General features: G+C 67.5%; 19 protein-coding genes and 3 tRNA genes. 11 read left to right on the forward strand and 11 right to left on the reverse strand.

Going from position 1 to position 19127, the window contains the following annotated elements:
* Positions 1 to 46: 46 nt before the first annotated feature.
* Entirely contained in the window at positions 47 to 1108 is a 1062-nt protein-coding gene (locus J2Y49_RS07800; protein WP_310113822.1) for an enoyl-CoA hydratase/isomerase family protein, read from the reverse strand.
* Between the two features lie 295 nt (positions 1109 to 1403).
* Here J2Y49_RS07800 and J2Y49_RS07805 point away from each other — a divergent pair, with 295 nt between their 5' ends.
* The 5 genes from J2Y49_RS07805 to J2Y49_RS07825 all read left to right on the forward strand — a co-directional run bounded on the left by J2Y49_RS07805 (position 1404) and on the right by J2Y49_RS07825 (position 6140).
* Positions 1404 to 2297, forward strand: coding sequence for a diacylglycerol kinase family protein (locus J2Y49_RS07805; protein ID WP_310113823.1), 894 nt, complete (start codon positions 1404 to 1406; stop codon positions 2295 to 2297).
* Between the two features lie 19 nt (positions 2298 to 2316).
* Complete coding sequence (locus J2Y49_RS07810; RefSeq protein ID WP_310113825.1) at positions 2317 to 3225, forward strand: metallophosphoesterase; 909 nt, start codon at positions 2317 to 2319, stop codon at positions 3223 to 3225.
* A gap of 116 nt (positions 3226 to 3341) precedes the next feature.
* The gene (gene hemB, locus J2Y49_RS07815; protein WP_310113827.1) at positions 3342 to 4346 is read left to right on the forward strand and encodes a porphobilinogen synthase; all 1005 of its coding nucleotides are present in this window, start codon (positions 3342 to 3344) and stop codon (positions 4344 to 4346) included.
* Positions 4347 to 4438: 92 nt separating this feature from the next.
* Positions 4439 to 4996 carry a YbhB/YbcL family Raf kinase inhibitor-like protein gene (locus J2Y49_RS07820; protein ID WP_310113828.1) on the forward strand — a complete coding sequence of 186 codons (558 nt, stop codon included), beginning with the start codon at positions 4439 to 4441 and terminating at the stop codon, positions 4994 to 4996.
* Positions 4997 to 5279: 283 nt separating this feature from the next.
* The gene (locus tag J2Y49_RS07825) at positions 5280 to 6140 is read left to right on the forward strand and encodes a helix-turn-helix domain-containing protein (protein ID WP_310113830.1); all 861 of its coding nucleotides are present in this window, start codon (positions 5280 to 5282) and stop codon (positions 6138 to 6140) included.
* Here the strand turns inward: J2Y49_RS07825 and J2Y49_RS07830 are convergent.
* Positions 6112 to 6732: a TetR/AcrR family transcriptional regulator gene (locus J2Y49_RS07830; protein WP_310113832.1), complete on the reverse strand. Its 621-nt coding sequence runs from the start codon at positions 6730 to 6732 to the stop codon at positions 6112 to 6114. The two genes, J2Y49_RS07825 and J2Y49_RS07830, sit on opposite strands and share 29 nt — an antisense overlap.
* Positions 6733 to 6854: 122 nt before the next feature.
* Between J2Y49_RS07830 and J2Y49_RS07835 the strand changes: the two genes are divergently transcribed.
* A complete protein-coding gene (locus tag J2Y49_RS07835; protein ID WP_310113834.1) occupies positions 6855 to 7838 on the forward strand; it encodes an aldo/keto reductase in 984 nt (327 codons plus the stop codon).
* A gap of 163 nt (positions 7839 to 8001) precedes the next feature.
* On the opposite strand, the gene J2Y49_RS07840 is transcribed toward J2Y49_RS07835, so the two are convergent.
* Genes J2Y49_RS07840 through J2Y49_RS07855 form a run of 4 tightly spaced genes read right to left on the reverse strand, consistent with a single transcriptional unit; the run spans position 8002 to position 11087 of the window.
* Entirely contained in the window at positions 8002 to 9465 is a 1464-nt protein-coding gene (locus J2Y49_RS07840) for a cobyric acid synthase (protein WP_310113837.1), read from the reverse strand.
* 4 nt (positions 9466 to 9469) lie between these two features.
* On the reverse strand, positions 9470 to 10093 hold the full coding sequence (gene cobO, locus J2Y49_RS07845; protein ID WP_310113839.1) for a cob(I)yrinic acid a,c-diamide adenosyltransferase: 624 nt from the start codon (positions 10091 to 10093) through the stop codon (positions 9470 to 9472).
* On the reverse strand, positions 10090 to 10614 hold the full coding sequence (gene cobU / locus J2Y49_RS07850; RefSeq protein ID WP_310113842.1) for a bifunctional adenosylcobinamide kinase/adenosylcobinamide-phosphate guanylyltransferase: 525 nt from the start codon (positions 10612 to 10614) through the stop codon (positions 10090 to 10092). The genes cobO and cobU overlap by 4 nt, the downstream gene beginning before the upstream one ends.
* Positions 10615 to 10625: 11 nt before the next feature.
* Positions 10626 to 11087: a cupin domain-containing protein gene (locus J2Y49_RS07855; RefSeq protein ID WP_310113844.1), complete on the reverse strand. Its 462-nt coding sequence runs from the start codon at positions 11085 to 11087 to the stop codon at positions 10626 to 10628.
* 179 nt (positions 11088 to 11266) lie between these two features.
* Between J2Y49_RS07855 and J2Y49_RS07860 the strand changes: the two genes are divergently transcribed.
* Positions 11267 to 12073, forward strand: coding sequence for an alpha/beta fold hydrolase (locus J2Y49_RS07860; RefSeq protein ID WP_310113846.1), 807 nt, complete (start codon positions 11267 to 11269; stop codon positions 12071 to 12073).
* A 202-nt stretch (positions 12074 to 12275) separates the two neighbouring features.
* On the opposite strand, the gene J2Y49_RS07865 is transcribed toward J2Y49_RS07860, so the two are convergent.
* Positions 12276 to 12464 (reverse strand): hypothetical protein, encoded by a 189-nt coding sequence (locus J2Y49_RS07865; RefSeq protein ID WP_310113849.1) that lies wholly within the window; start codon positions 12462 to 12464, stop codon positions 12276 to 12278.
* A 40-nt stretch (positions 12465 to 12504) separates the two neighbouring features.
* Positions 12505 to 12690, reverse strand: coding sequence for an entericidin A/B family lipoprotein (locus tag J2Y49_RS07870; protein WP_310113851.1), 186 nt, complete (start codon positions 12688 to 12690; stop codon positions 12505 to 12507).
* Positions 12691 to 12964: 274 nt separating this feature from the next.
* Here J2Y49_RS07870 and J2Y49_RS07875 point away from each other — a divergent pair, with 274 nt between their 5' ends.
* The 4 genes from J2Y49_RS07875 (at position 12965) to J2Y49_RS07890 (ending at position 18081) form a co-directional block, all read left to right on the forward strand.
* Positions 12965 to 14323, forward strand: a complete 1359-nt coding sequence (locus J2Y49_RS07875) for an MATE family efflux transporter (protein ID WP_310113853.1) — start codon at positions 12965 to 12967, stop codon at positions 14321 to 14323.
* 137 nt (positions 14324 to 14460) lie between these two features.
* Entirely contained in the window at positions 14461 to 17277 is a 2817-nt protein-coding gene (gene gyrA, locus J2Y49_RS07880; protein ID WP_310113855.1) for a DNA gyrase subunit A, read from the forward strand.
* Between the two features lie 23 nt (positions 17278 to 17300).
* Positions 17301 to 17864: a pantetheine-phosphate adenylyltransferase gene (gene coaD / locus J2Y49_RS07885; RefSeq protein ID WP_310113857.1), complete on the forward strand. Its 564-nt coding sequence runs from the start codon at positions 17301 to 17303 to the stop codon at positions 17862 to 17864.
* A 141-nt stretch (positions 17865 to 18005) separates the two neighbouring features.
* Positions 18006 to 18081 (forward strand) — tRNA-Lys (locus J2Y49_RS07890).
* Between the two features lie 371 nt (positions 18082 to 18452).
* Here J2Y49_RS07890 and J2Y49_RS07895 read toward each other — a convergent pair.
* The 3 genes from J2Y49_RS07895 to J2Y49_RS07905 all read right to left on the reverse strand — a co-directional run bounded on the left by J2Y49_RS07895 (position 18453) and on the right by J2Y49_RS07905 (position 18996).
* Positions 18453 to 18529: transfer RNA gene (locus J2Y49_RS07895), tRNA-Arg, on the reverse strand.
* A 17-nt stretch (positions 18530 to 18546) separates the two neighbouring features.
* Positions 18547 to 18843, reverse strand: a complete 297-nt coding sequence (locus tag J2Y49_RS07900) for an ETC complex I subunit (protein ID WP_014247573.1) — start codon at positions 18841 to 18843, stop codon at positions 18547 to 18549.
* A 75-nt stretch (positions 18844 to 18918) separates the two neighbouring features.
* Positions 18919 to 18996 (reverse strand) — tRNA-Pro (locus J2Y49_RS07905).
* Positions 18997 to 19127 lie beyond the last annotated feature (131 nt).

Raw genomic sequence — 19127 nt, forward strand, 5'->3', positions numbered from 1 at the left:
AGTGGTTCCGAAGACCGCGCCGGGGCCGCCTCCCACAGCTATTGCGTCAGTCGCGGAACACCAGATCGCCGCCCGCGGGTTCGGCGAAATGACGCTCCACGTCGGACGGTCCGACATCGACCAGATCGGCGGGCTTCCATTTCGGATTCTTGTCCTTGTCGACCAGGACTGCGCGGATGCCTTCGTAGAAATCGTCCCCGGCAAGGCAGGCGAGGCTGAGGCGAAGTTCCTGCACCATGCAGGCTTCGAAATCCAGCTTGGCCCCGCGGCGCAGCGCCGCCAGCGTCACCTTCAGGCTGGTCGGAGACACCCGGCGCAACGTGGCGACCTGCCCGGCCGCCCACTCCGTCCCCTCGGCTTCCAACGCCTTGATGATCGCCTCGACGTTGTCGAAGCCGTAGCAGCGGTCGACCGCGGCGCGAATCGCGGTGACGGACGCCTCGCTGGCCTCGCCGCGATGGGCCGCCATCGCCTTGTCCGCCGGGACGCCCGCTGCCAGATCGTCGATCAGCGCGTCGATCTTGCCGCTCGGCACGACGGCGTCGGCGGCGCCGATCGCCAGCATGTCGGCGGCCTTCAGCCGGTCGCCGGTCAGGCCCAGCCAGATGCCGACCTGCCCCGGCAGCCGCGGCAGGAAATAGGTGCCGCCGACGTCGGGATAGAGGCCGATGCCCGTCTCCGGCATGGCGAACAGGGTGCGTTCGGTGACGATGCGGTGGCTGCCATGCACCGACAGGCCGACGCCGCCGCCCATGGAGATGCCGTCGATCAGCGCGACATAGGGCTTGGACAGCCGCTTGATCAGCCGGTTCAGCACATATTCCTCGCTGAAGAAGGCGCGGACCGGTGCCGTGTCGCCGCGTCCCTCCTTCGCGGCCTTGCCTGCCTCGTACAGGCTGACGACATCGCCGCCGGCGCAGAAGGCCTTCTCGCCCGCGCCGCGGATCACGACGGCCTTGACCTCCGGGTCGGCATTCCAGGCCCGCAACTGCGGATCGAACAGCCTGATCATGCCCAGCGTCAGGGCGTTCAGGGCCTTCGGCCGGTTGAGCGTGACGAGGCCGATCGCGCCCCGACGTTCGAACAGAATCTCAGCAGCGTCGCTCATCGTCTTGTATTTTCTCGATTATCGTTGGAAATCGGGCGGTGACGGGCCACCTGCTCCTTCCACCCCTGATGCATCGGGCGAAGCTTGCGGCCGCCGCAGATGATACGGGAGCCTGCGCCTCTGTCAAACCGGCCATACGGTGCCGGATGTTCACAGACGCCGCCACACAACCGAATAAGGAACTTCGCCCCCCTTGGACCGTTGCGCTCACGCTCTCATCTGTTCTGCACAGCCCCGAGACGCTGATCCACAGAAGGTTCGACGCCATGCCGCTTCACAATCCGGCCGGTCAGCCATGAAGGTCGGTATCATCCTGAACCAGCAGGCCGGCTCGCTGGTCGACCGCCCCTTGGACGGGGCCAAGCAGGCGATCCGCGCCGCCTTCGAACGGCGTGGCGCCGAGGTGGACCTGCACTGCGTCGACGGCGCCCAATGCACCGAGACGATCCAGCGTGTGCTGGATTCGGACGCCGAGATCGTCGTGGTCGGCGGCGGCGACGGCACGCTGCACAGCGCGGTGAAGCTGGCGCTGCCCACGGGCAAGACGCTTGGGGTGATTCCACTGGGTACTCTCAATCTTTTGGCACGCGATCTTCACATGCCACTTGAATTGGAGGCGGCGGCCGAGGCTCTGGCCGCCGGCCGGGTTCGCGTCATCGACATCGCCGAGGTGAATGGCGAGCCCTACACCAACAGCTCCATTCTCGGCTTCTATCCCCAGGTGGTGCAGGAGCGCGAACGCCAGCGCAAGCAGCACCGGCTGCTGAAATGGCCGGGTGCCGCGCTCGCCCTGGCAAAGACGCTGTACAAGCTGCCGCTGCTGGACGTCCGCCTGGATTGGGGCGAAGGGCCGAAGCGGATGCGCACGCCGATCCTGGTGGTCTCCAACAATGTCTACGATGACGGCTTCGGTCTGGTCCTGACGCGCCAGTCGCTGGATGCCGGAAAACTCGGGGTCTACGTCGCCCGCGAACGGAACGCCTTCGCGATGCTTCGGTTGATGGGACGGCTGGTCGCCGGATCCTGGAAGCAGGACGAGGCGCTCGACACCTATGCGGTCACCAGCCTGACGGTCCACAGCCGCCGCCATCGCCTGAAGATGGTCAACGACGGCGAGATCCGGAAGCTGCACGCGCCGCTTCACTACCGGATTCGCCCAGGAGCCCTGAAGGTTCTGGCCCCCGGCTGAGAGAAAGGATGAAGCTGGCGTGAAACGGCTCGCTCACATTTCCGACCTGCATTTCGGGCGAATCGACCCCCGTGTGGTCGACGGCCTGCTGGCCGATCTGACGGCCCAGGCACCCGACCTGATCGTCATCTCCGGCGATTTCGTACAGCGGGCGAAAGCACGCCACTTCGAGGAGGCACGAGCCTTCCTGCAGAAATTACCCTTTCCCTACATGGCCGTACCGGGAAATCATGACATCCCGGTCTATAATGTGTTCAAGCGCTTCACCGACCCGTTCGGCCATTACCGGCGCTACATCACCAGCGATTTCAGCCCGCTGCATATCGACAACGAGATAGCCGTGCTGGGCATCAACACCGCCCGTCCGGTCATCATGGATTTCTCCGAAGGGCGGATGAACCGCCACCAGATCGCCCGCGTGCGCGAGGTGTTCTGCGGCATGCCTGACACCGTGTTCAAGGTGCTGTTCACCCATCATCCCTTCCTGCCGCCGCCGGACCTGCCGAAGACCCAGCTGGTCGGACGCCACAAGCTGGCCCTGCCGGCGCTGGAGAGCTGCGGCGTCGACCTGCTTCTGGCCGGCCATCTGCACAAGGCCTATTCCGGCGACATCATGAGCTTCCACACCCAGATCGCCCGCTCGATCCTGGTGGCCCAGGCCTCCACCGCGACCTCCACCCGGCTGCGGAACGAGACCAACGCCTACAACCTGATCACCGTCGAACAGCCAACCGTGACCTTCGAAGTGCGGTCGTGGGAGGGCGCGGCCTTCACCGGCGGACTGGTGTCCACCTACCGCAAGCAGGGACACCGCTGGACCCTGCAGGCACAGGACACCGGATTCCGTCCCGCGACCGGCGACCCGGTCGCCGCAGCCTGGGAAACGGCCGACCGCCTTTCAAGAGGGCACGAACGGGACAGGGCATGAGGCCTGCGCAAGGCTGCCGGCCCATCCCAAAGGACCGCGGGCGCCCCCATGGCTTGAGTTCACTATGCGGGAAGGCGTAGGATCGCCGCACTCGTTCTAAGTGCATGGTCTTCCCGATGCCGATCTCCCTCCCCGCCGCCTTCCCGCGCACCCGTCTGCGCCGCAACCGCGCCGACGCCTGGACCCGCCGTCTGGTCGCCGAGAACACGCTGACCGTCGACGATCTGATCTGGCCGGTCTTCGTCATCGAGGGCGAGAACCGTCGGGAGCCCGTCGCCTCCATGCCCGGCGTGGAGCGCCTGACCATCGACCTGCTGTGCGAAGCGGTGGCGTCGGCCGGATCGCTCGGCATTCCCTGCATCGCCCTGTTCCCGGTCGTCGGCTCGGATGGTAAGTCGGAAGACGCGGCGGAGGCCTACAACCCGGAAAACCTGATGAACCGCGCCATCCGCGCGGTCAAGGCGGCGGCGCCGGAAGTCGGCATCCTGGGCGACGTGGCGCTGGACCCCTACACCAGCCACGGCCATGACGGCCTCCTGCGCGACGGATACATCCAGAACGACGAGACCGTCGACGTCCTGATCCGCCAAGCCCTGTCGCAGGCGGAGGCCGGCGTCGACATCGTCGCCCCGTCCGACATGATGGACGGCCGCATCGGCGCCATCCGTGATGCGCTCGACAAGGACGGCTACCATCTGACCCGCGTCTGCTCCTATGCCGCGAAATATGCCTCCGCCTTCTACGGCCCGTTCCGCGACGCGGTGAACTCCGGCGGGTTCCTGAAGGGCGACAAGACCACCTATCAGATGAACCCCGCCAATACCGACGAAGCCCTGCGCGAGGTCGCCTGCGACCTGCAGGAGGGGGCGGACATGGTGATGGTGAAGCCGGGCCTGCCTTATCTCGACATCATCCGCCGGGTGAAGGACCAGTTCGCGGTTCCGACCTTCGCCTATCATGTGTCGGGCGAATACGCGATGCTGCGCGCCGCATCGGCCAATGGCTGGCTGAACTACGACAAGGCCCTGCTGGAGACCCTGATGGGCTTCAAGCGCGCCGGCTGCGACGCCATCCTGACCTATGGCGCGGTGGACGCCGCGAAGCTGCTCAAGCAAGGCTGAGCAGTTCGGAGCCATCTTTGAGCCGTCCGGGGCCGCGGAGCGATCCGCGGCCCTTTATCGTCGGGGGCATCCCACCCAGCGGAGACGCCCCAATGACCCCCACATGTTTCGCCCGCCCGGCCGTGCTGGCCGCCCTGCTGCTGGCCGCCGCTCCCGCTGCCGCCTTCGAGCTGCGCAGCCCGGACTTCACCGAAGCGTCGCCGATTCCGGAACGCAACGTCTTCGCCGGATTCGGCTGCAGCGGCGGCAACCGGTCGCCGGCCTTGAGCTGGACCGAGCCACCGACCGGCACCCGCAGCCTCGCTGTCACCATCTATGACCCCGACGCCCCGACCGGCAGCGGCTGGTGGCACTGGGTGCTGTTCAACCTCCCGGCCGACATCCGCGACCTGCCCGCCGGCGCCGGCGATCCGGCAAAGCCGATGTTGCCTGCCGGAGCGGTACAGAGCCGCACCGACTTCGGCACCACGGGCTATGGCGGCCCCTGCCCGCCGCAGGGCGACACGCCCCATCGCTATGTCGTCACTGTTCACGCGCTGAAGGTGGACAGCCTGCCCCTGCCGGCCGATGCCTCGGGCGCCATGGTCGGCTTCAACCTGAACGCCGCCACGCTGGCGAAGGCGACGCTGACCGCCCGCTACGGCCGATGACGGGACTGCGATAATACCCTTCGGAGGAGTTCTGCTAGCCCCTCTCCCCTTGTGGGAGAGGGGTTGGGGTGAGGGGAGTTCAAACCTATGGCTTCCAGCGGCTTTCAGCCGCTTGCCCCCTCATCCCAACCCGCGGGTCGGCAAAACGCCGTTGGCGTTTGGCCGATCCCGCCCCGCAAGGGGAGAAGGGCTCTAGAGGGTCGATTCCTCCGAGTTCTCATAAAGCCGATTCGCCCGCTACGGCCGTTGCTCGACTGCCGGCCACCGACATAGGATGGCGCCCATGGGTCCAGACCTCCTCGCCCGCCTGTCCCGCTTCGTCGCCCGTGACCAACGTCCCGGCGCGGGCGACCGTCCGCACCGGCCGGAGCTGTGGGCTTTCGTCGCTCATGACTGCGAGAGGCTGGCGGAGGTGCGGATCGAGCGCACCGCCTTGATCGCCGTGCTGGAGGGGGTCAAGGAACTGACCGACGCCTCCGGCACCACCCGTCGTTTCCCCGCCGGCACGGCCATGCTGCTGCCGCCGGGCTGGAGCGGATCGGTGGTGAACAATCCCGGCACCGCTGGCGGCTATCGCGCCCTGGTGCTGGAATTCCCGGCGGAAATGGTGCGGCGCCTGCTGCGCGCGCACGGCAGCGAGGGGCTCTCACCGCGCGCCCGGCCAGGCGACTGGCATGTCACCCTCACACAGTCCCTGGCCGACGCCATTCACCACGCCGCCACCGGCCTTATCGCCGATCCGCCGCTGCCGCCCAAGCTGGCCGAGCATCGCTGCATGGAGGTGCTTCTTGCGCTGCTGGAAGACGGCGTCTGGTGGCTGGGTCCCGTCGCGCCGACCGGCACCGCCGATGCGGTGCGCCAACTGCTGCGTACCCGGCCCGACACCGCCTGGACGGCGGATGCCGTCGCCGACGCGCTCAACCTCAGCACCGGCACGCTACGCCGCCGTCTGTCCGAGGAGGGCTGCTCGGTCCGCAGCATCCTGGTCGAGGAGCGCGTCGCCCATGCCCGCGATCTTCTGGAACGCGAGGGGCTGAGCGTGCAGGAGGCGGCGGAGGCCTGCGGCTACACCAACCGGTCCCACTTCGCCCGGCGCATCCGCACCGCTGTCGGCGTCAACCCGTCGGACCTTCGCGACCGCTGACCAGCGCCGTGCCGTAGGCCCGCACCAGCGCCGCCACCGACTCGGCGATCACCCGCTCCGGATCGGCGGTGACCGGCAGTCCCAGCATGGTCGGCCAGAACAGCACCTCCTTCAGGCCGCCCATCAACTGGGTCGCCGCCACATGCGGATCGGGGGCGTTCAGTCGCCCGCGCGCATGCTGGGCGGCGATATAATCGTCGAGCAGCGCATAGGCCTGTCCCTTCCCGCCTTCCAGATAAATCTGCGACAGCTCGGGAAAGCGCTGATGCTCGGCGATGACGAGGCGCAGCAGCCCGCGCACCTCCGGACGGCCCATATGCACCAGCAGCGACCTGAGGAAGGCGGGAAGCGCCTGCTCCGGCGGCTGGTCATGGCGAAGGGTCTGGTCGCCGTCGCTGTGGAACCCCTCATACAGGCCAGAGACGACGGCCTGGAACAGCTCCCGCTTGCCTGGGAAATGATTGTAGACGGTGCGCTTTGACACGTTGGCGTCGGCGGCGATGGCGTCCATCGACGACGCCTCATACCCGTGGGTCAGGAAGGCGCGGGTCGCTGCCTCCACCACCGCATCCCGCTTCGCCGAACCGCGCACAGCATCCCCCTCCCGAGACATTGACATTCACCGGCCACCAAGTACACTGCACCGTGTAGTGTATTTGCTGCCGCAGGCTCCCAGGGTAATCCGCCCGGCCGCGGCACGGGAGGGGTAAAGCGATGAAACAGCGCAACATCGGCAGCATTCTCTCGGTTTCCGAAATCGGCCTCGGCTGCATGGGCATGTCGGAGTTCTACGGACCGACCGACGACGCCCAGTCGTTGGCAACGTTGGAACGGGCGTTCGAACTGGGTGTCACCCATTACGACACCGCCGACATGTACGGCGGCGGCCACAACGAGTCGCTTCTCGCGCGCTTCCTGGCCGGCAAGCGCGACCGGGTGGTGATCGCCACGAAGTTCGGCATCGTCCGCCAACCCGGCGAATACGCCCGCCGCATCGACACCAGCCCGGCCTATGTGGCGCAGGCCTGCGACGCCTCGCTGAAGCGACTGGGGGTTGAGACCATCGACCTCTACTACGCCCACCGCCTGAACCCGGACATCCCGGTGGAGGAGACGGTCGGCGCCATGGCCGATCTCGTGAAGGCCGGCAAGGTCCGCGCGCTCGGCCTGTCGGAGGTGTCGGCCGCCACCCTGCGCCGCGCTCATGCCGTCCACGCTATCGCCGCGGTGCAGAGCGAATATTCTTTGTGGACCCGCGACATGGAGGATGCGGTTCTGCCGGCCTGCCGGGAGTTGGGGATCTCCTTGGTCGCCTATGCCCCGCTGGGCCGCGGCATGCTGACCGGTGCCGTCAGCAGCCCCGATCAGTTCGCCGAAAACGACTTTCGCCGAATCGCACCGCGCTTCGCCGGGGACAACTTCGACCGCAACCTGGCTCTGGTCGAGCAGGTGAAGGCGCTGGCGGCGCCGAAGGGCTGCACGCCGGGGCAGGTGGCGCTGGCGTGGCTGCTGGCACAGGGACCGGAGATCCTGCCGATCCCGGGGACCAAGCGGATCAAATATCTGGAGGAGAATGTCGGCGCCGCCGCGGTGACGCTGACCGAGGCAGAGGTGAAGGCGCTGAGTGATGCTCTGCCGCCGGGCGTGGCGGCAGGCCACCGCTATACGGCGGAGGGGATGCGGGGGGTAAACGTGTAGCACACGTCTAATGCGGAGTTAGACCCCCACCTTAATCCCCCCCCCCGCTGGGCGGGTGAGGAGACTGCCGCCTTACGCCGACAAAGCTCCAATCCCTCGCCTGCGATCGGACCGGCCTTTGGTCGACCGAGGGCTGGGGAGGGATGGGGGCGTAACGCCTTCCTTACGCCCCCTCCGCCACCGCCAGAAGTCCGTCCACATCCACCACGCTCTCCAGACGATCCGCGACCGCGTCGAGCGCCCGCTCGACGGCCACCCCGTAGGCCAGCTCCGACCCGCCGCCCATCGCCTGCAGATACGCCGCGCGAAAGCCGTCGGCGCCGAAAAGCCCGTGCAGGTAGCAGCCGGCGACGCGCCCGTCGGCCGACTCCGCGCCGTCCGTCACGCCGCCCGCAAGCTCCAGCATCGGCCGTGCCCGGTCCGGTCCATCGGTCCGGCCCATGTGCATCTCGTAGCCCGCCACCGCCGCGCCGGTGCGGCGCTCACGCCCGCGGGCTTCCTCCAGCACCTTCGGGCCTTTCAGCACCGTCTCGACATCCAGCAGGCCAAGCCCCGTGGCCTCGCCCGGCGGGCCTTCGATGCCGTCCGGATCGGCAATCCGCCGCCCCAACATCTGATAGCCGCCGCAGATCCCCAGCACGCGGCCGCCGCGCCGCCAGTGGGCCAGCAGGTCGATGTCCCAGCCCTGCGCCCGCAGGAAGGCAAGATCGGCGATGGTCGCCTTGGTGCCGGGCAGGATCACCATATCAGCATTGCCCGGCAGCGGCTGGCCCGGGCGTACCATGGTCAGGGCGACGCCGGGCTCCTGCGCCAACGGATCGAAGTCGTCGAAGTTGGCGATCCGCGACAGCATCGGCACGACCACGCGCAACGCTCCGTCACCCGCAGCACGCGGCCGGTCGAGCGCAACCGCATCCTCCGCCGGCAGGGTCGCCGCCTCCTTCAGCCAGGGCACCACGCCGAACCCACGCCAGCCGGTGTGGCTCTCGATGATCCGCAGCCCTTCATCGAACAGGCGAACATCGCCGCGGAACTTGTTGATGAGAAAGCCCTTGATCCGCTCCTGCTCAGATCTCGGTAGAAGTGCGTGGGTGCCCACCAGACTGGCGATCACCCCGCCGCGGTCGATGTCGCCGACCAGCAGAACCGGCACGTCCGCGGCGGTGGCGAAGCCCATGTTGGCGATGTCTCCAGCCCGCAGATTGACCTCGGCCGGGCTGCCGGCGCCTTCCACCACCACGATATCGGCCTCGGCCTTGAGCCGCTCGAAACTGTCCAGGACGGTGCCCAGCAATTCGCGCTTGCGCGCCTGATAGTCGGCGGCGCGTGCGGTGCCCACCACCACGCCACGCACCACCACTTGGGCGCCGATGTCCGACTGCGGCTTCAGCAGCACCGGGTTCATGTGGACGCTGGGCACCACGCCGCAGGCACGCGCCTGCAGCGCCTGCGCGCGGCCGATCTCGCCGCCGTCCGCCGTGACCGCGGCGTTGTTGGACATGTTCTGCGGCTTGAACGGCCGGACGGTCAGCCCGCGCCGCACCAGCGCCCGGCACAGTCCCGCCACCAGCAGCGACTTGCCGACGTCGGAGCCGGTGCCCTGCAGCATGATCGCGCGCGATGGCATGGCCTTAGAACTCGATGCCGGCCTGGGCCTTGACCCCGGCCTCGAACGGGTGCTTGACCAGCGTCATCTCGGTGACGAGGTCGGCGGCGGCGATCAGTTCCGGCTTGGCATTGCGGCCGGTGATGCAGACATGCAGGTCCGGCCGGCGGGCGGCCAGTGTCGCCAGCACCTCGTCCAGCGGCAGGTAGTCCATGCGCAGCACGATGTTCAGCTCGTCCAGTACGATCAGGCGATAGCGCGGGTCGGCCATCAGTTCCTTGGCCTTGGCCCAGGCGGCCTCGGCGGCGGCGATGTCGCGGGCGCGGTCCTGGGTGTCCCAGGTGAAGCCTTCGCCCATCGTGTGGAAATCGACCAGATCCTCGAAGCGCTCCAGCGCCACCGTCTCGCCGGTGGACCAGGCGCCTTTGACGAACTGCACCATGCCTACGCGCATGCCGTGGCCGACGGCGCGCATCATCAGGCCGAAGGCGGCGGTCGACTTGCCCTTGCCCTTGCCGGTGTGGACCATCAGCAGGCCCTTCTCCACCGTCTTGGACGCGAGCGCCCGCTCCTGCAACGCCTTGCGCCGCTTCATCTTCTCGGCATGGCGGCGGTTCAGCTCGTCGGTATCGACCGTATTGTCGGTCATGCTGGGGTTCCCTTCACGAACATCGGCAGACCGGCGACGGTCAGCACGACGTGCGGCGCAACGGCCGCGATGGATTGGTGCAGGCGGCCGGCATGGTCGCGGAAGCGGCGCGCCAACGCGTTGTCAGGCACGATGCCGAGCCCGACCTCGTTGGAGACCAGGACCACCCGGCCTGGCAGCGTCGGCAGAAGCTCCACCAGCGCCGCGGTTTGCGCAGCGATGTCGGCCTCCGCCATCATCAGGTTGGTCAGCCACAGGGTAAGGCAGTCGACCAGCACGCCGGTGCCGGCAGCGGCGTGGCGGCGGAGCGCACCGGTCAGGTCGCGCGGCTCCTCCACCGTCGTCCAATTCGGGCCGCGGTCGTCGCGGTGCTTCGCCACCCGCTCCGCCATCTCCGCGTCCCAGATTTGCGAGGTGGCGATGTAGACGCGCGGCCCGCCAAGCGCCGTCACCAGCCCCTCGGCATAGCGGCTCTTGCCGGAGCGGGCGCCGCCGAGAACCAGGGTCAGGTCTGCATTCATTCCCCCAGCCGTCATTCCCAGGTCGTCCCGTCGCGGTGGCGATAGGCGCCGTCGCGCCAGACCATGTCCTCGTCGGAATAATCGATTTCGTCACCGCCGCTGCGGTCGCCGACCTCCAGGTAGCTTGCCGGCCGGCTGCTGCGGTTGATCAGTCGGTGGCCGTCGGCGACGCCATGCGGGAAGCCGGCGCACATGCCGGCGGTCAGCAGGGTCTCGCCCGCGTCGGTGACCAGGGTCAGCTCGCCTTCCACCACATAGACGAACTCGTCCTGGCGGCTGTGCCAATGGCGCAGAGCCGACGACGCGCCGGGCGCCAGCCGGGTCAGGTTGACGCCGAAATTGGTGAGCCCCAGCGGATCGCCAAGCGCAACCCTGTGCCGCCCGGCCACCTGCGCCCGGAAGGGCTGCGGATAGTCGGTGGCGCCGGTGTCGGCGGTCAGGGCGGCTGGATCGATGACCGGCGGTTTCGGCACGGGCGGTCTCCGGATTGGCTTTGCGGGTCCGGACTGTCGCAAACCGGGTGGGCTGCGTCAAACTGTGCAAGTCCCCTGACAGATCAGGGTTGCGGATCAGGGTTGAAGGGGCCGCGGCTGGACAGGCGGCGCCTCGCCCACCATGCTTATCGCACTGCGAAATCACAACCTGCGATCCGATGCCCACCCTGGAAATCATCAGCCGCCGTCCCACCGGAACGCCCAAGGCGCCGCCGCTCCTGTTCGTCCATGGTGCCTTCAGCGGCGCTTGGATCTGGGATGCCAAGTTCCTGCCCTGGTTCGCCGCACGCGGGTGGGAGGCGCATGCCGTCTCCCTGCGCGGCCATGGCAACAGCGAGGGGCGCGACCGTCTGCATGAGTTCGGCATCGCCGATTATGTGGACGACGTGCTGCAGGCGACGGACGGCCTGTCGTCGCCGCCGGTGCTGATCGGCCATTCCATGGGCGGCATGGTGGTGCAGCGCGCGTTGGCCAAGCGCCGCTTCGCCGGCGGCGTGCTGATGGCTTCCGCCCCGCCCTACGGCCTGTGGTCCTCCACCATGGGGCTGGCCTGGCGGTCGCCTTATGTGTTCCAGCAGATGGCGATGCTGACCACCTTCGGCGAGAAGGCCATCGATCCGGACGCAATCCGCCGGGCGATGTTCTCCGACAAGATGCCGCGCGACGAGGCCGCCAAGTATGAGGCCTATCTGCAGGAGGAGTCGCGCCGGGTCCTGCTGGACATCGGCGGCTGGATCCCCTTCCCCGTGCTGCCGCCGCGCGAAACGCCGGTGATGGTGATGGGTGCGGAGGAGGATCTCCTGTTTCCGCGCGCGGAGGTGATCGCCACCGCCATGGCGCTATGTACCCAGCCGGTCTTCATGCCGGGAATGGGGCACGCGATGATGCTGGAACAGGACTGGCAATCGGTCGCCGAGCGTGTCGAGCAATGGGTCTCGGCGACGGTGATGGCGGAGGCGGGTTGACAGCCAGCATTCGCCGACGCCCCCACCCTACCCCTCCCCCGCTGGGCGGAGGAGGGAACTGCCGCTGCCCTTCCTGGACAAGTGTTCACTCCCTCCCCCGCCCAGCTCTCGCACAAAGCTACGCTTTGTGCTGACGCGGCAGGCGGACCGTAGGTCCGCTGAGAGCGGGGGAGGGTCGGGGTGGGTGTTTAACGCCGCCCCATCATGCAGTCGTCGGATTCGGCATGCCCGGCATCGGCTCGTCGGCCGGCGGCGGGATTTCCGGCAGCACGTCGGGGTTGTCGGGCACCGGATAGGGATCGGGCGTGGTCGGCCGGCCGGGCTGCGGCGGGTTCGGATTGGACGGCGGCGGAATCTCGCCGGGAGTGGACGGCTTCTGCGGATCGCTCATTCGGAAACTCCTGGATCAGGGATATCCCTGGGATAACGGCTCAATCGGCCGTCCGTTCAATCGCCCGGCCGCCGGCCTGCACATCCTGCCCGGCGCCTTCCACCGTGTTGCAGCCGGTCAGCATTGCCGCCAGCGCCATCAGGAAGGTCAGGATCACCAGTTCACGCGCGGGGAACGGGATGGCGCGGGCGGTGGCGCGCTGCCGGCGGTTCTTGGCGTGGTGCATGGCGTCTCTCCGGTGTGAAGGGGGGATGAGTGGCTGTCCGGGCGTCGTTCGTCTCTGTTTCTGACAACGGGGCTGCGGCGGCTTGGTTCCGCGGATGCCCCTCCGGCCATGCAGGGAATGCAACGGTCCTTTCGAGGCGCCCGAAAACCTTGACGCGGTACGCCCACCGGGCAAGATGACCGGCTTTTGCGCAGCCTGCCCGCTTTCCAGCCAGCCAGTACGGTCCGGCGGCGCGGCCCAGGCCGCCATCCCCAATGCCGACACAGGTCCCGTCATGAGCACCGCCACCCTGCCCACGCCCGAGCCCTTGCGCGCGCGCCTCGCCGCCCACATCGGCGAGCTGCTGCGGCTGGCGGCGCCGGTCATCGTCTCCCGCGCCGGGCTGATGGTGATGATGGCGGTCGACACGGCCATCGTCGGCCGCTATTCGGCGCAGGAACTGGCCTATTACGGGCTGGCCCATCTGCCGGGCAACATCATGGTCGGCACCGGCGTCGGCCTGCTGATGGGCACGGTGATGATCACCGCCCATGCCTTCGGCGCCGGCAACGATGCGGAGTGCGGGCGGGCATGGCGCCGGTCCGTTCCCTACGCGCTGCTGCTGGGCGTGCTGTTCGCGCTGGTCTCGCTGCTGGGCGATCCGCTGTTTCAGGCCGGCGGCCAGACGCCGGACATGGCGGCGGGCGGCGCCCATGTGCTGGCGGTGCTCGGGCTCGGTGCACCCGGCATGATGCTGTACATCACCACCGGCTTCTTCCTGGAGGGCATCAAGCGGCCGCTGCCGGGCATGGTCGCCATGGTGATCGGCAACGTCGTCAACGCCGCCCTCGCCTGGGCGCTTGTCTGGGGCCATCTCGGGATGGAGCCGCTGGGCGCCGTCGGGTCCGCCTGGGCGACCTCCATCGTGCGCTGGGGCATGGGGCTCGGGCTGGTCGCCTATGTCTGGTGGATGCGCGGCCATGACCGCTGGCAGGTCCGGCTGCCGGTGTCCGACTGGTGGAGCGGCGCGGCGCGCCAGCGCCATCTCGGCTATGCCGCCGGGCTCAGCATCGGGGTGGAGAGCGGTGCCTTCGCCGCGCTCGGGCTGTTCGCCGGCATGATCTCCCCGCTGGCGCTGGCCGCCTACACGGTGGGTCTGAACCTGACCGCCCTGCCCTTCATGGCGGCGGTCGGGCTGGCCTCGGCGACCGCGGTGCGGGTGGGCGTGGCCTATGGCCGTGGCGACCGCAGCGACATGGTGCTGGCGGGCTGGACCGGGCTGGGCGTCACCAGCGCCATCCTGGCCTGCGTCGGCATCCTCTACCGCAGCCTGCCCGAGGCGCTGGGCGCCATCTACACCAACGACCCCGAACTGCTGGAGGCCGTGGTGCCGCTGATCGCCTTCGCCGCCTGGATCCTGATCGCCGACGGTGGCCAGACGGTGATGGCGAACGCGCTGCGCGGCCGGCATGACGCCTGGGTCCCGACCGCGCTGCACTTCTTCTCCTACGCGGTGGTGATGATTCCGGTGTCGGCGTTCCTCGTTTTCGGTCTCGGCCACGGCGCCCATGGGCTTTTCGAGGGAATCCTGATCGCCAGCCTGGTATCGGTAACGATCCTGTCACTGCGATTCGCGCGTTTGAGCCGGCGCTGAGCCGGCTTTTCGGCCCCGAATCGTTGTGTGCAATTGCGAGAGTTGCTATATTTCCTGGGCAAAACCTTCGGCCCGCAAGGCCAGTGACTGCCGCGGATTCCTAAAGCGGCGGCGCATTCGAAGAATGAGTGTCCTGCTTGAGCAATACGCCCCTTCCTCCCGCCTCCGACATCGCGCCGATCAACATCGAAGACGAGATGCGGAAATCGTATCTCGACTACGCGATGAGCGTGATCGTGAGCCGTGCCCTGCCCGACGTCCGCGACGGGCTGAAGCCGGTGCACCGGCGCATCCTCTACGCGATGAAGGAGGGCGGGTACGACTCGACCAAGCCCTATAAGAAGTCGGCGCGCATCGTCGGCGACGTGATGGGTAAATACCACCCGCACGGCGACAGCGCGATCTACGACGCCATGGTCCGCATGGCGCAGGACTTCTCAATGCGCCTGCCGCTGATCGACGGTCAGGGCAATTTCGGTTCGATGGACGGCGATCCGGCCGCGGCGATGCGCTACACCGAGGCGCGTCTGGCCAAGGCGGCGGAAGCGCTGCTGGACGACATCGACAAGGACACCATCGACTTCCAGGCGAGCTACGACGATTCGGGCCGCGAGCCGACCGTCGTCCCCGCCCGATTCCCGAACCTGCTGGTGAACGGCGCCGGCGGCATCGCCGTCGGCATGGCGACCAACATCCCGCCCCACAATCTGGGCGAGGTGATCGACGCCTGCTGCGCCTACATCGACAACCCCGATGTCACGCTCGACGAGTTGATGGAGCATGTGCCCGGCCCCGATTTCCCGACGGGTGGCCTGATCCTCGGCCGGTCGGGCAGCCGCGCGGCCCTTCTGCAGGGGCGCGGCTCGGTCATCCTGCGCGCCAAGACCCATTTCGAGGAGGTGCGCAAGGACCGCACCGCCATCGTCGCGACCGAGATCCCGTATCAGGTCAACAAGGCCAAGCTGATGGAACGCATCGGCGAGGTCGTGAACGACAAGATCATCGAGGGCATCTCCGACCTGCGCGACGAATCGGACCGCGACGGCGTGCGCGTGGTGATCGAGCTGAAGCGCGACGCGGTGCCGGACGTGGTGCTGGCGCAGCTGTTCCGCCACACCCAGCTCCAGACCTCCTTCGGCGTCAACATGCTGGCGCTGAACGGCGGTCGTCCGGAGCTGATGAATCTGCTTCAGATCATCGCCGCCTTCATCCGCTTCCGCGAGCAGGTCATCACCCGCCGGACCGAGTTCCTGCTGGGCAAGGCTCGCGAGCGGGCGCACACCTTGGTCGGTCTGGCGGTCGCCGTCGCCAACCTCGACGCGATGATCCAACTGATCCGCAGCGCCCCCGATCCGGTCTGGGCGCGCGAGGAGATCATGAACCGCGAATGGCCGGTTCATGACGTCGGTCCGCTGATCGAGCTGATCGACGAGCCCGGCCGCGGCGTCAGCCCGCAGAACACCTACCGCCTGTCCGAAGTCCAGGCCCGTGCCATCCTCGACCTGCGTCTGCACCGCCTGACCGGGCTGGAGCGCGACAAGATCGGCGCCGAGCTGACCGACGTCACCGACCAGATCGCCGACTTCCTCGCCACGCTCGCCAACCGTCCGAAGCTGATGGGCATCCTGCGCGACGAGCTGGTGGAGATGAAGGAGCGGTTCGGCAATCCGCGCCGCACCGAAATCCAGGATCTGGAGTTCGAGGCCGACATCGAGGACCTGATCCAGCGCGAGGACATGGTCGTCACGGTCAGCCAGTCCGGCTATGTGAAGCGGGTGCCGCTGTCGACCTATCGGGCGCAGAAGCGCGGCGGCAAGGGCCGCGCCGGCATGTCGATGAAGGCGGAGGACGCGGTCAGCGACCTGTTCGTCGCCAACACCCACACGCCGTTGCTGCTCTTCTCGAACCGCGGCATGGTCTACAAACTGAAGGTCTACCGCCTGCCGCTGGGCAACCCGCAGGCGCGCGGCAAGGCCTTCGTCAACCTGCTGCCGCTGATCGACGGGGAAACCATCACCACCGTCCTGCCGTTGCCGGAGGACGAGGCCGCCTGGGCCGATCTGCACGTCGTTTTCGCCACGTCGAGGGGCAACGTGCGCCGCAACCGCATGTCGGACTTCGCCAACATTCGCTCCAACGGCCTGATCGCCATGAAGCTGGAAGAGGAAGGCGAGCGGCTGATCGGCGTCCACACCTGCTCTGAGGCGGAACACGACGTCCTGCTGGCGACCCGTGGCGGCAAGTGCATCCGCTTCCCCGTGGACGATGTGCGCGTCTTCGCCGGCCGCACCTCCACCGGCGTTCGCGGCATCAAGCTGGCCGACGGGGACGAGGTGGTGTCGCTGTCGATCCTGACCCATGTCGACGCCACGCCCGAGGAGCGCGCCGCCTTCTTCAAGATGAAGCGCGACGAAGGGCTGGAGATGGAGGGTGAGGCCGCGCCGGAAGCCGATGAGGTACCGGCGGACAGCGTCACCCTGACGCAGGAGCGGTACGAAGAACTGAAACAGAAGGAGCAGTATATTCTGACCGTCTCCGACCGCGGCTATGGCAAGCGCAGCTCGTCCTACGAGTATCGCACCGCCGGTCGCGGGGGCCAGGGCATCTGGAACATGGAGATGGGCGAGCGCAACGGGTCCATCGTCGCCGCCTTCCCGGTCGAATCGAACCATCAGGTGATGATGGTGACCAATGGCGGCCAGGTGATCCGCATGCCCCTGCACGACGTGCGGGTGGCGGGCCGGAAGACGCTGGGCGTCACGCTGTTCCGCGTGGGGGCGGAAGAGCGCGTGGTCTCCGTCGCCACCATCGCCGAGGAAGACGGCGAAAATGGTGTGGGCGAGAACGGCGCCGGGGAGACTGGTGTCGACACGGGCGTTGAGACCGGCGGTGACGCCAACGGTTCGGACGGTTCCGTCGGCGATGCCGGCAGCGCCGCCGCGCCGAACGAATAACGGACGGGCCTAAAGGGGAACCCATGGCGACCAGCCAGACCGAGACCAGCCAGGGTCGTCGAATCGGTGTCTATCCCGGCACCTTCGATCCGATCACCAACGGTCACATGGACATCATCCAGCGCGCCGCCCGTCAGGTCGACCACCTGATCATCGGCGTTGCCCGGAATGCCGGCAAAGGGCCGCTCTACTCCACCGACGAGCGGGTCGCCATGGTTCGCGAGGACGTGGCCGCGTTGAACGCCGGCGGGGCCAGCATCGAGGTGCGGGCGTTCGACAATCTGCTGATGCATTTCGCCATCGAGATGAACGCCAGAGTCATCATCCGCGGCTTGCGCGCCGTCTCGGACTTCGAATACGAGTTCCAGATGGCGGGCATGAACGCGCGGCTGAACCCGAAGGTCGAGACGATCTTCCTGATGTCGTCGGAGAAGCACCAGTTCATCTCCTCCCGCTTCGTGAAGGAGATCGGGCGTCTGGGCGGCGACATCCGCCACTTCGTTTCTCCCCGCGTTGCAGAGCGTCTGGCCGAGCGCTTCGCGCTGGAGGCCGGCAACGGCACCACACCGACGACCAACCAGACCTGATCCTGACACCATGGTCTTGATGGGCGGGCTTGATGGCAAAATCCTGCATTCGCCATCAAGCCCATGGTTGACCTTTCGGGCGCGTCTTTCTATGGTGCGCCCACTTCCGGCGGGGGCCAGTTTCCCACCGCCACGCTGGATGATCCGGTAGCTCAGTCGGTAGAGCACGTGACTTTTAATCATGTGGCCGTGGGTTCGAATCCCACCCGGATCACCAACCAATTCAAGGCTCTAGCCTTCCTCAAGGGGTCGCTTCGGCGGCCCCTTCTGCGTTCCGGGGAGCATTTTGGGGCACGAAGCCGCGCGCTTGCCCGGGACGCCGTGCCGCAGCCACAGGCGAAGGGTCCGGGAGCGCCGTAAATGGGTTTAGAGGTGTTGGAGGCGGGGGCACCGGAATGCTCCAAGCGGCTCTGCGGGACGCATATGGCGGCTTGGGAATACGCCAGCCTCACGCCATACCGGCCGGTGGCGTACACTCCAGCCTCGACCCGCCAAAAGCTAGGACCAGGAGTCCGGAATTTGATCGGGTCAACGCAAAAAGCCCCGCCGGAGCGGGGCTTTTTCTTGTTCTGGATTTGCTTGCCGAGATGGCGACCCCAGCTGGATTCGAACCAGCGACCTGCCGCTTAGAAGGCGGCTGCTCTATCCAACTGAGCTATGGGGCCTTATGCCGGGTACGCGATCAGAAGCGCGGACGGTCGGTGCGGAAATTGTCGGCGTAGTTGCGCGGACGGACGCGGCGGACCGGCGCTTCCTGAACGGTGTAGTTCCAGCCCTCGCGCTCCGCGAACGCAATCGCCTCTTCCTTCGTCTCGAAGGACAGGCGCACCTGGTTCAGCGTGTCGCCGGAGCTGGTCCAGCCCATCAGCGGCTCCGGACGGCGCGGAGTCTCAATCTCGTAATCCAGCATCCAACGGTGAGTCTTGGCCCGGCCGGACTGCATGGCCGTCTTGCTCGGCTGATAGATCCGGACGTTCATGGCTCGCTCGTCTCCCCAAATGCTGCGGTTGCGTCCTGGCGCTTACGGCTTGGACGCGGTGATGTCCCTCGGCGATGGTCGGGGCGCCCGGATTCGAACCGGGGGCCTCCAGTACCCAAAACTGGCGCGCTGACCAGACTGCGCTACGCCCCGTCGCCGCGATGTGAGATACACGAACGCCACGCCCACGGCAAGCGAAGGGCGCACCGTTTTCGCGGTCTTTCTCCATCCCGCCTGCCGTGCCGGACATCCGGTGCGGCGTTCGGTCGCTAAACACCATCCCT

The sequence above is a fragment of the Azospirillum sp. BE72 genome, assembly GCF_031455875.1.
Classification (GTDB): Bacteria; Pseudomonadota; Alphaproteobacteria; order Azospirillales; family Azospirillaceae; genus Azospirillum.

What these genes read in the sequence shown, in the direction of transcription:
- J2Y49_RS07800 (WP_310113822.1), bottom strand. Translation starts at nt 1,108, where the DNA reads ATGAGCGACGCTGCTGAGATTCTGTTCGAACGTCGGGGCGCGATCGGC.
- J2Y49_RS07805 (WP_310113823.1), top strand. Translation starts at nt 1,404, where the DNA reads ATGAAGGTCGGTATCATCCTGAACCAGCAGGCCGGCTCGCTGGTCGAC.
- hemB (WP_310113827.1), top strand. Translation starts at nt 3,342, where the DNA reads ATGCCGATCTCCCTCCCCGCCGCCTTCCCGCGCACCCGTCTGCGCCGC.
- J2Y49_RS07820 (WP_310113828.1), top strand. Translation starts at nt 4,439, where the DNA reads ATGACCCCCACATGTTTCGCCCGCCCGGCCGTGCTGGCCGCCCTGCTG.
- J2Y49_RS07825 (WP_310113830.1), top strand. Translation starts at nt 5,280, where the DNA reads ATGGGTCCAGACCTCCTCGCCCGCCTGTCCCGCTTCGTCGCCCGTGAC.
- J2Y49_RS07835 (WP_310113834.1), top strand. Translation starts at nt 6,855, where the DNA reads ATGAAACAGCGCAACATCGGCAGCATTCTCTCGGTTTCCGAAATCGGC.
- J2Y49_RS07840 (WP_310113837.1), bottom strand. Translation starts at nt 9,465, where the DNA reads ATGCCATCGCGCGCGATCATGCTGCAGGGCACCGGCTCCGACGTCGGC.
- cobO (WP_310113839.1), bottom strand. Translation starts at nt 10,093, where the DNA reads ATGACCGACAATACGGTCGATACCGACGAGCTGAACCGCCGCCATGCC.
- cobU (WP_310113842.1), bottom strand. Translation starts at nt 10,614, where the DNA reads ATGAATGCAGACCTGACCCTGGTTCTCGGCGGCGCCCGCTCCGGCAAG.
- J2Y49_RS07860 (WP_310113846.1), top strand. Translation starts at nt 11,267, where the DNA reads ATGCCCACCCTGGAAATCATCAGCCGCCGTCCCACCGGAACGCCCAAG.
- J2Y49_RS07865 (WP_310113849.1), bottom strand. Translation starts at nt 12,464, where the DNA reads ATGAGCGATCCGCAGAAGCCGTCCACTCCCGGCGAGATTCCGCCGCCG.
- J2Y49_RS07870 (WP_310113851.1), bottom strand. Translation starts at nt 12,690, where the DNA reads ATGCACCACGCCAAGAACCGCCGGCAGCGCGCCACCGCCCGCGCCATC.
- J2Y49_RS07875 (WP_310113853.1), top strand. Translation starts at nt 12,965, where the DNA reads ATGAGCACCGCCACCCTGCCCACGCCCGAGCCCTTGCGCGCGCGCCTC.
- coaD (WP_310113857.1), top strand. Translation starts at nt 17,301, where the DNA reads ATGGCGACCAGCCAGACCGAGACCAGCCAGGGTCGTCGAATCGGTGTC.
- J2Y49_RS07900 (WP_014247573.1), bottom strand. Translation starts at nt 18,843, where the DNA reads ATGAACGTCCGGATCTATCAGCCGAGCAAGACGGCCATGCAGTCCGGC.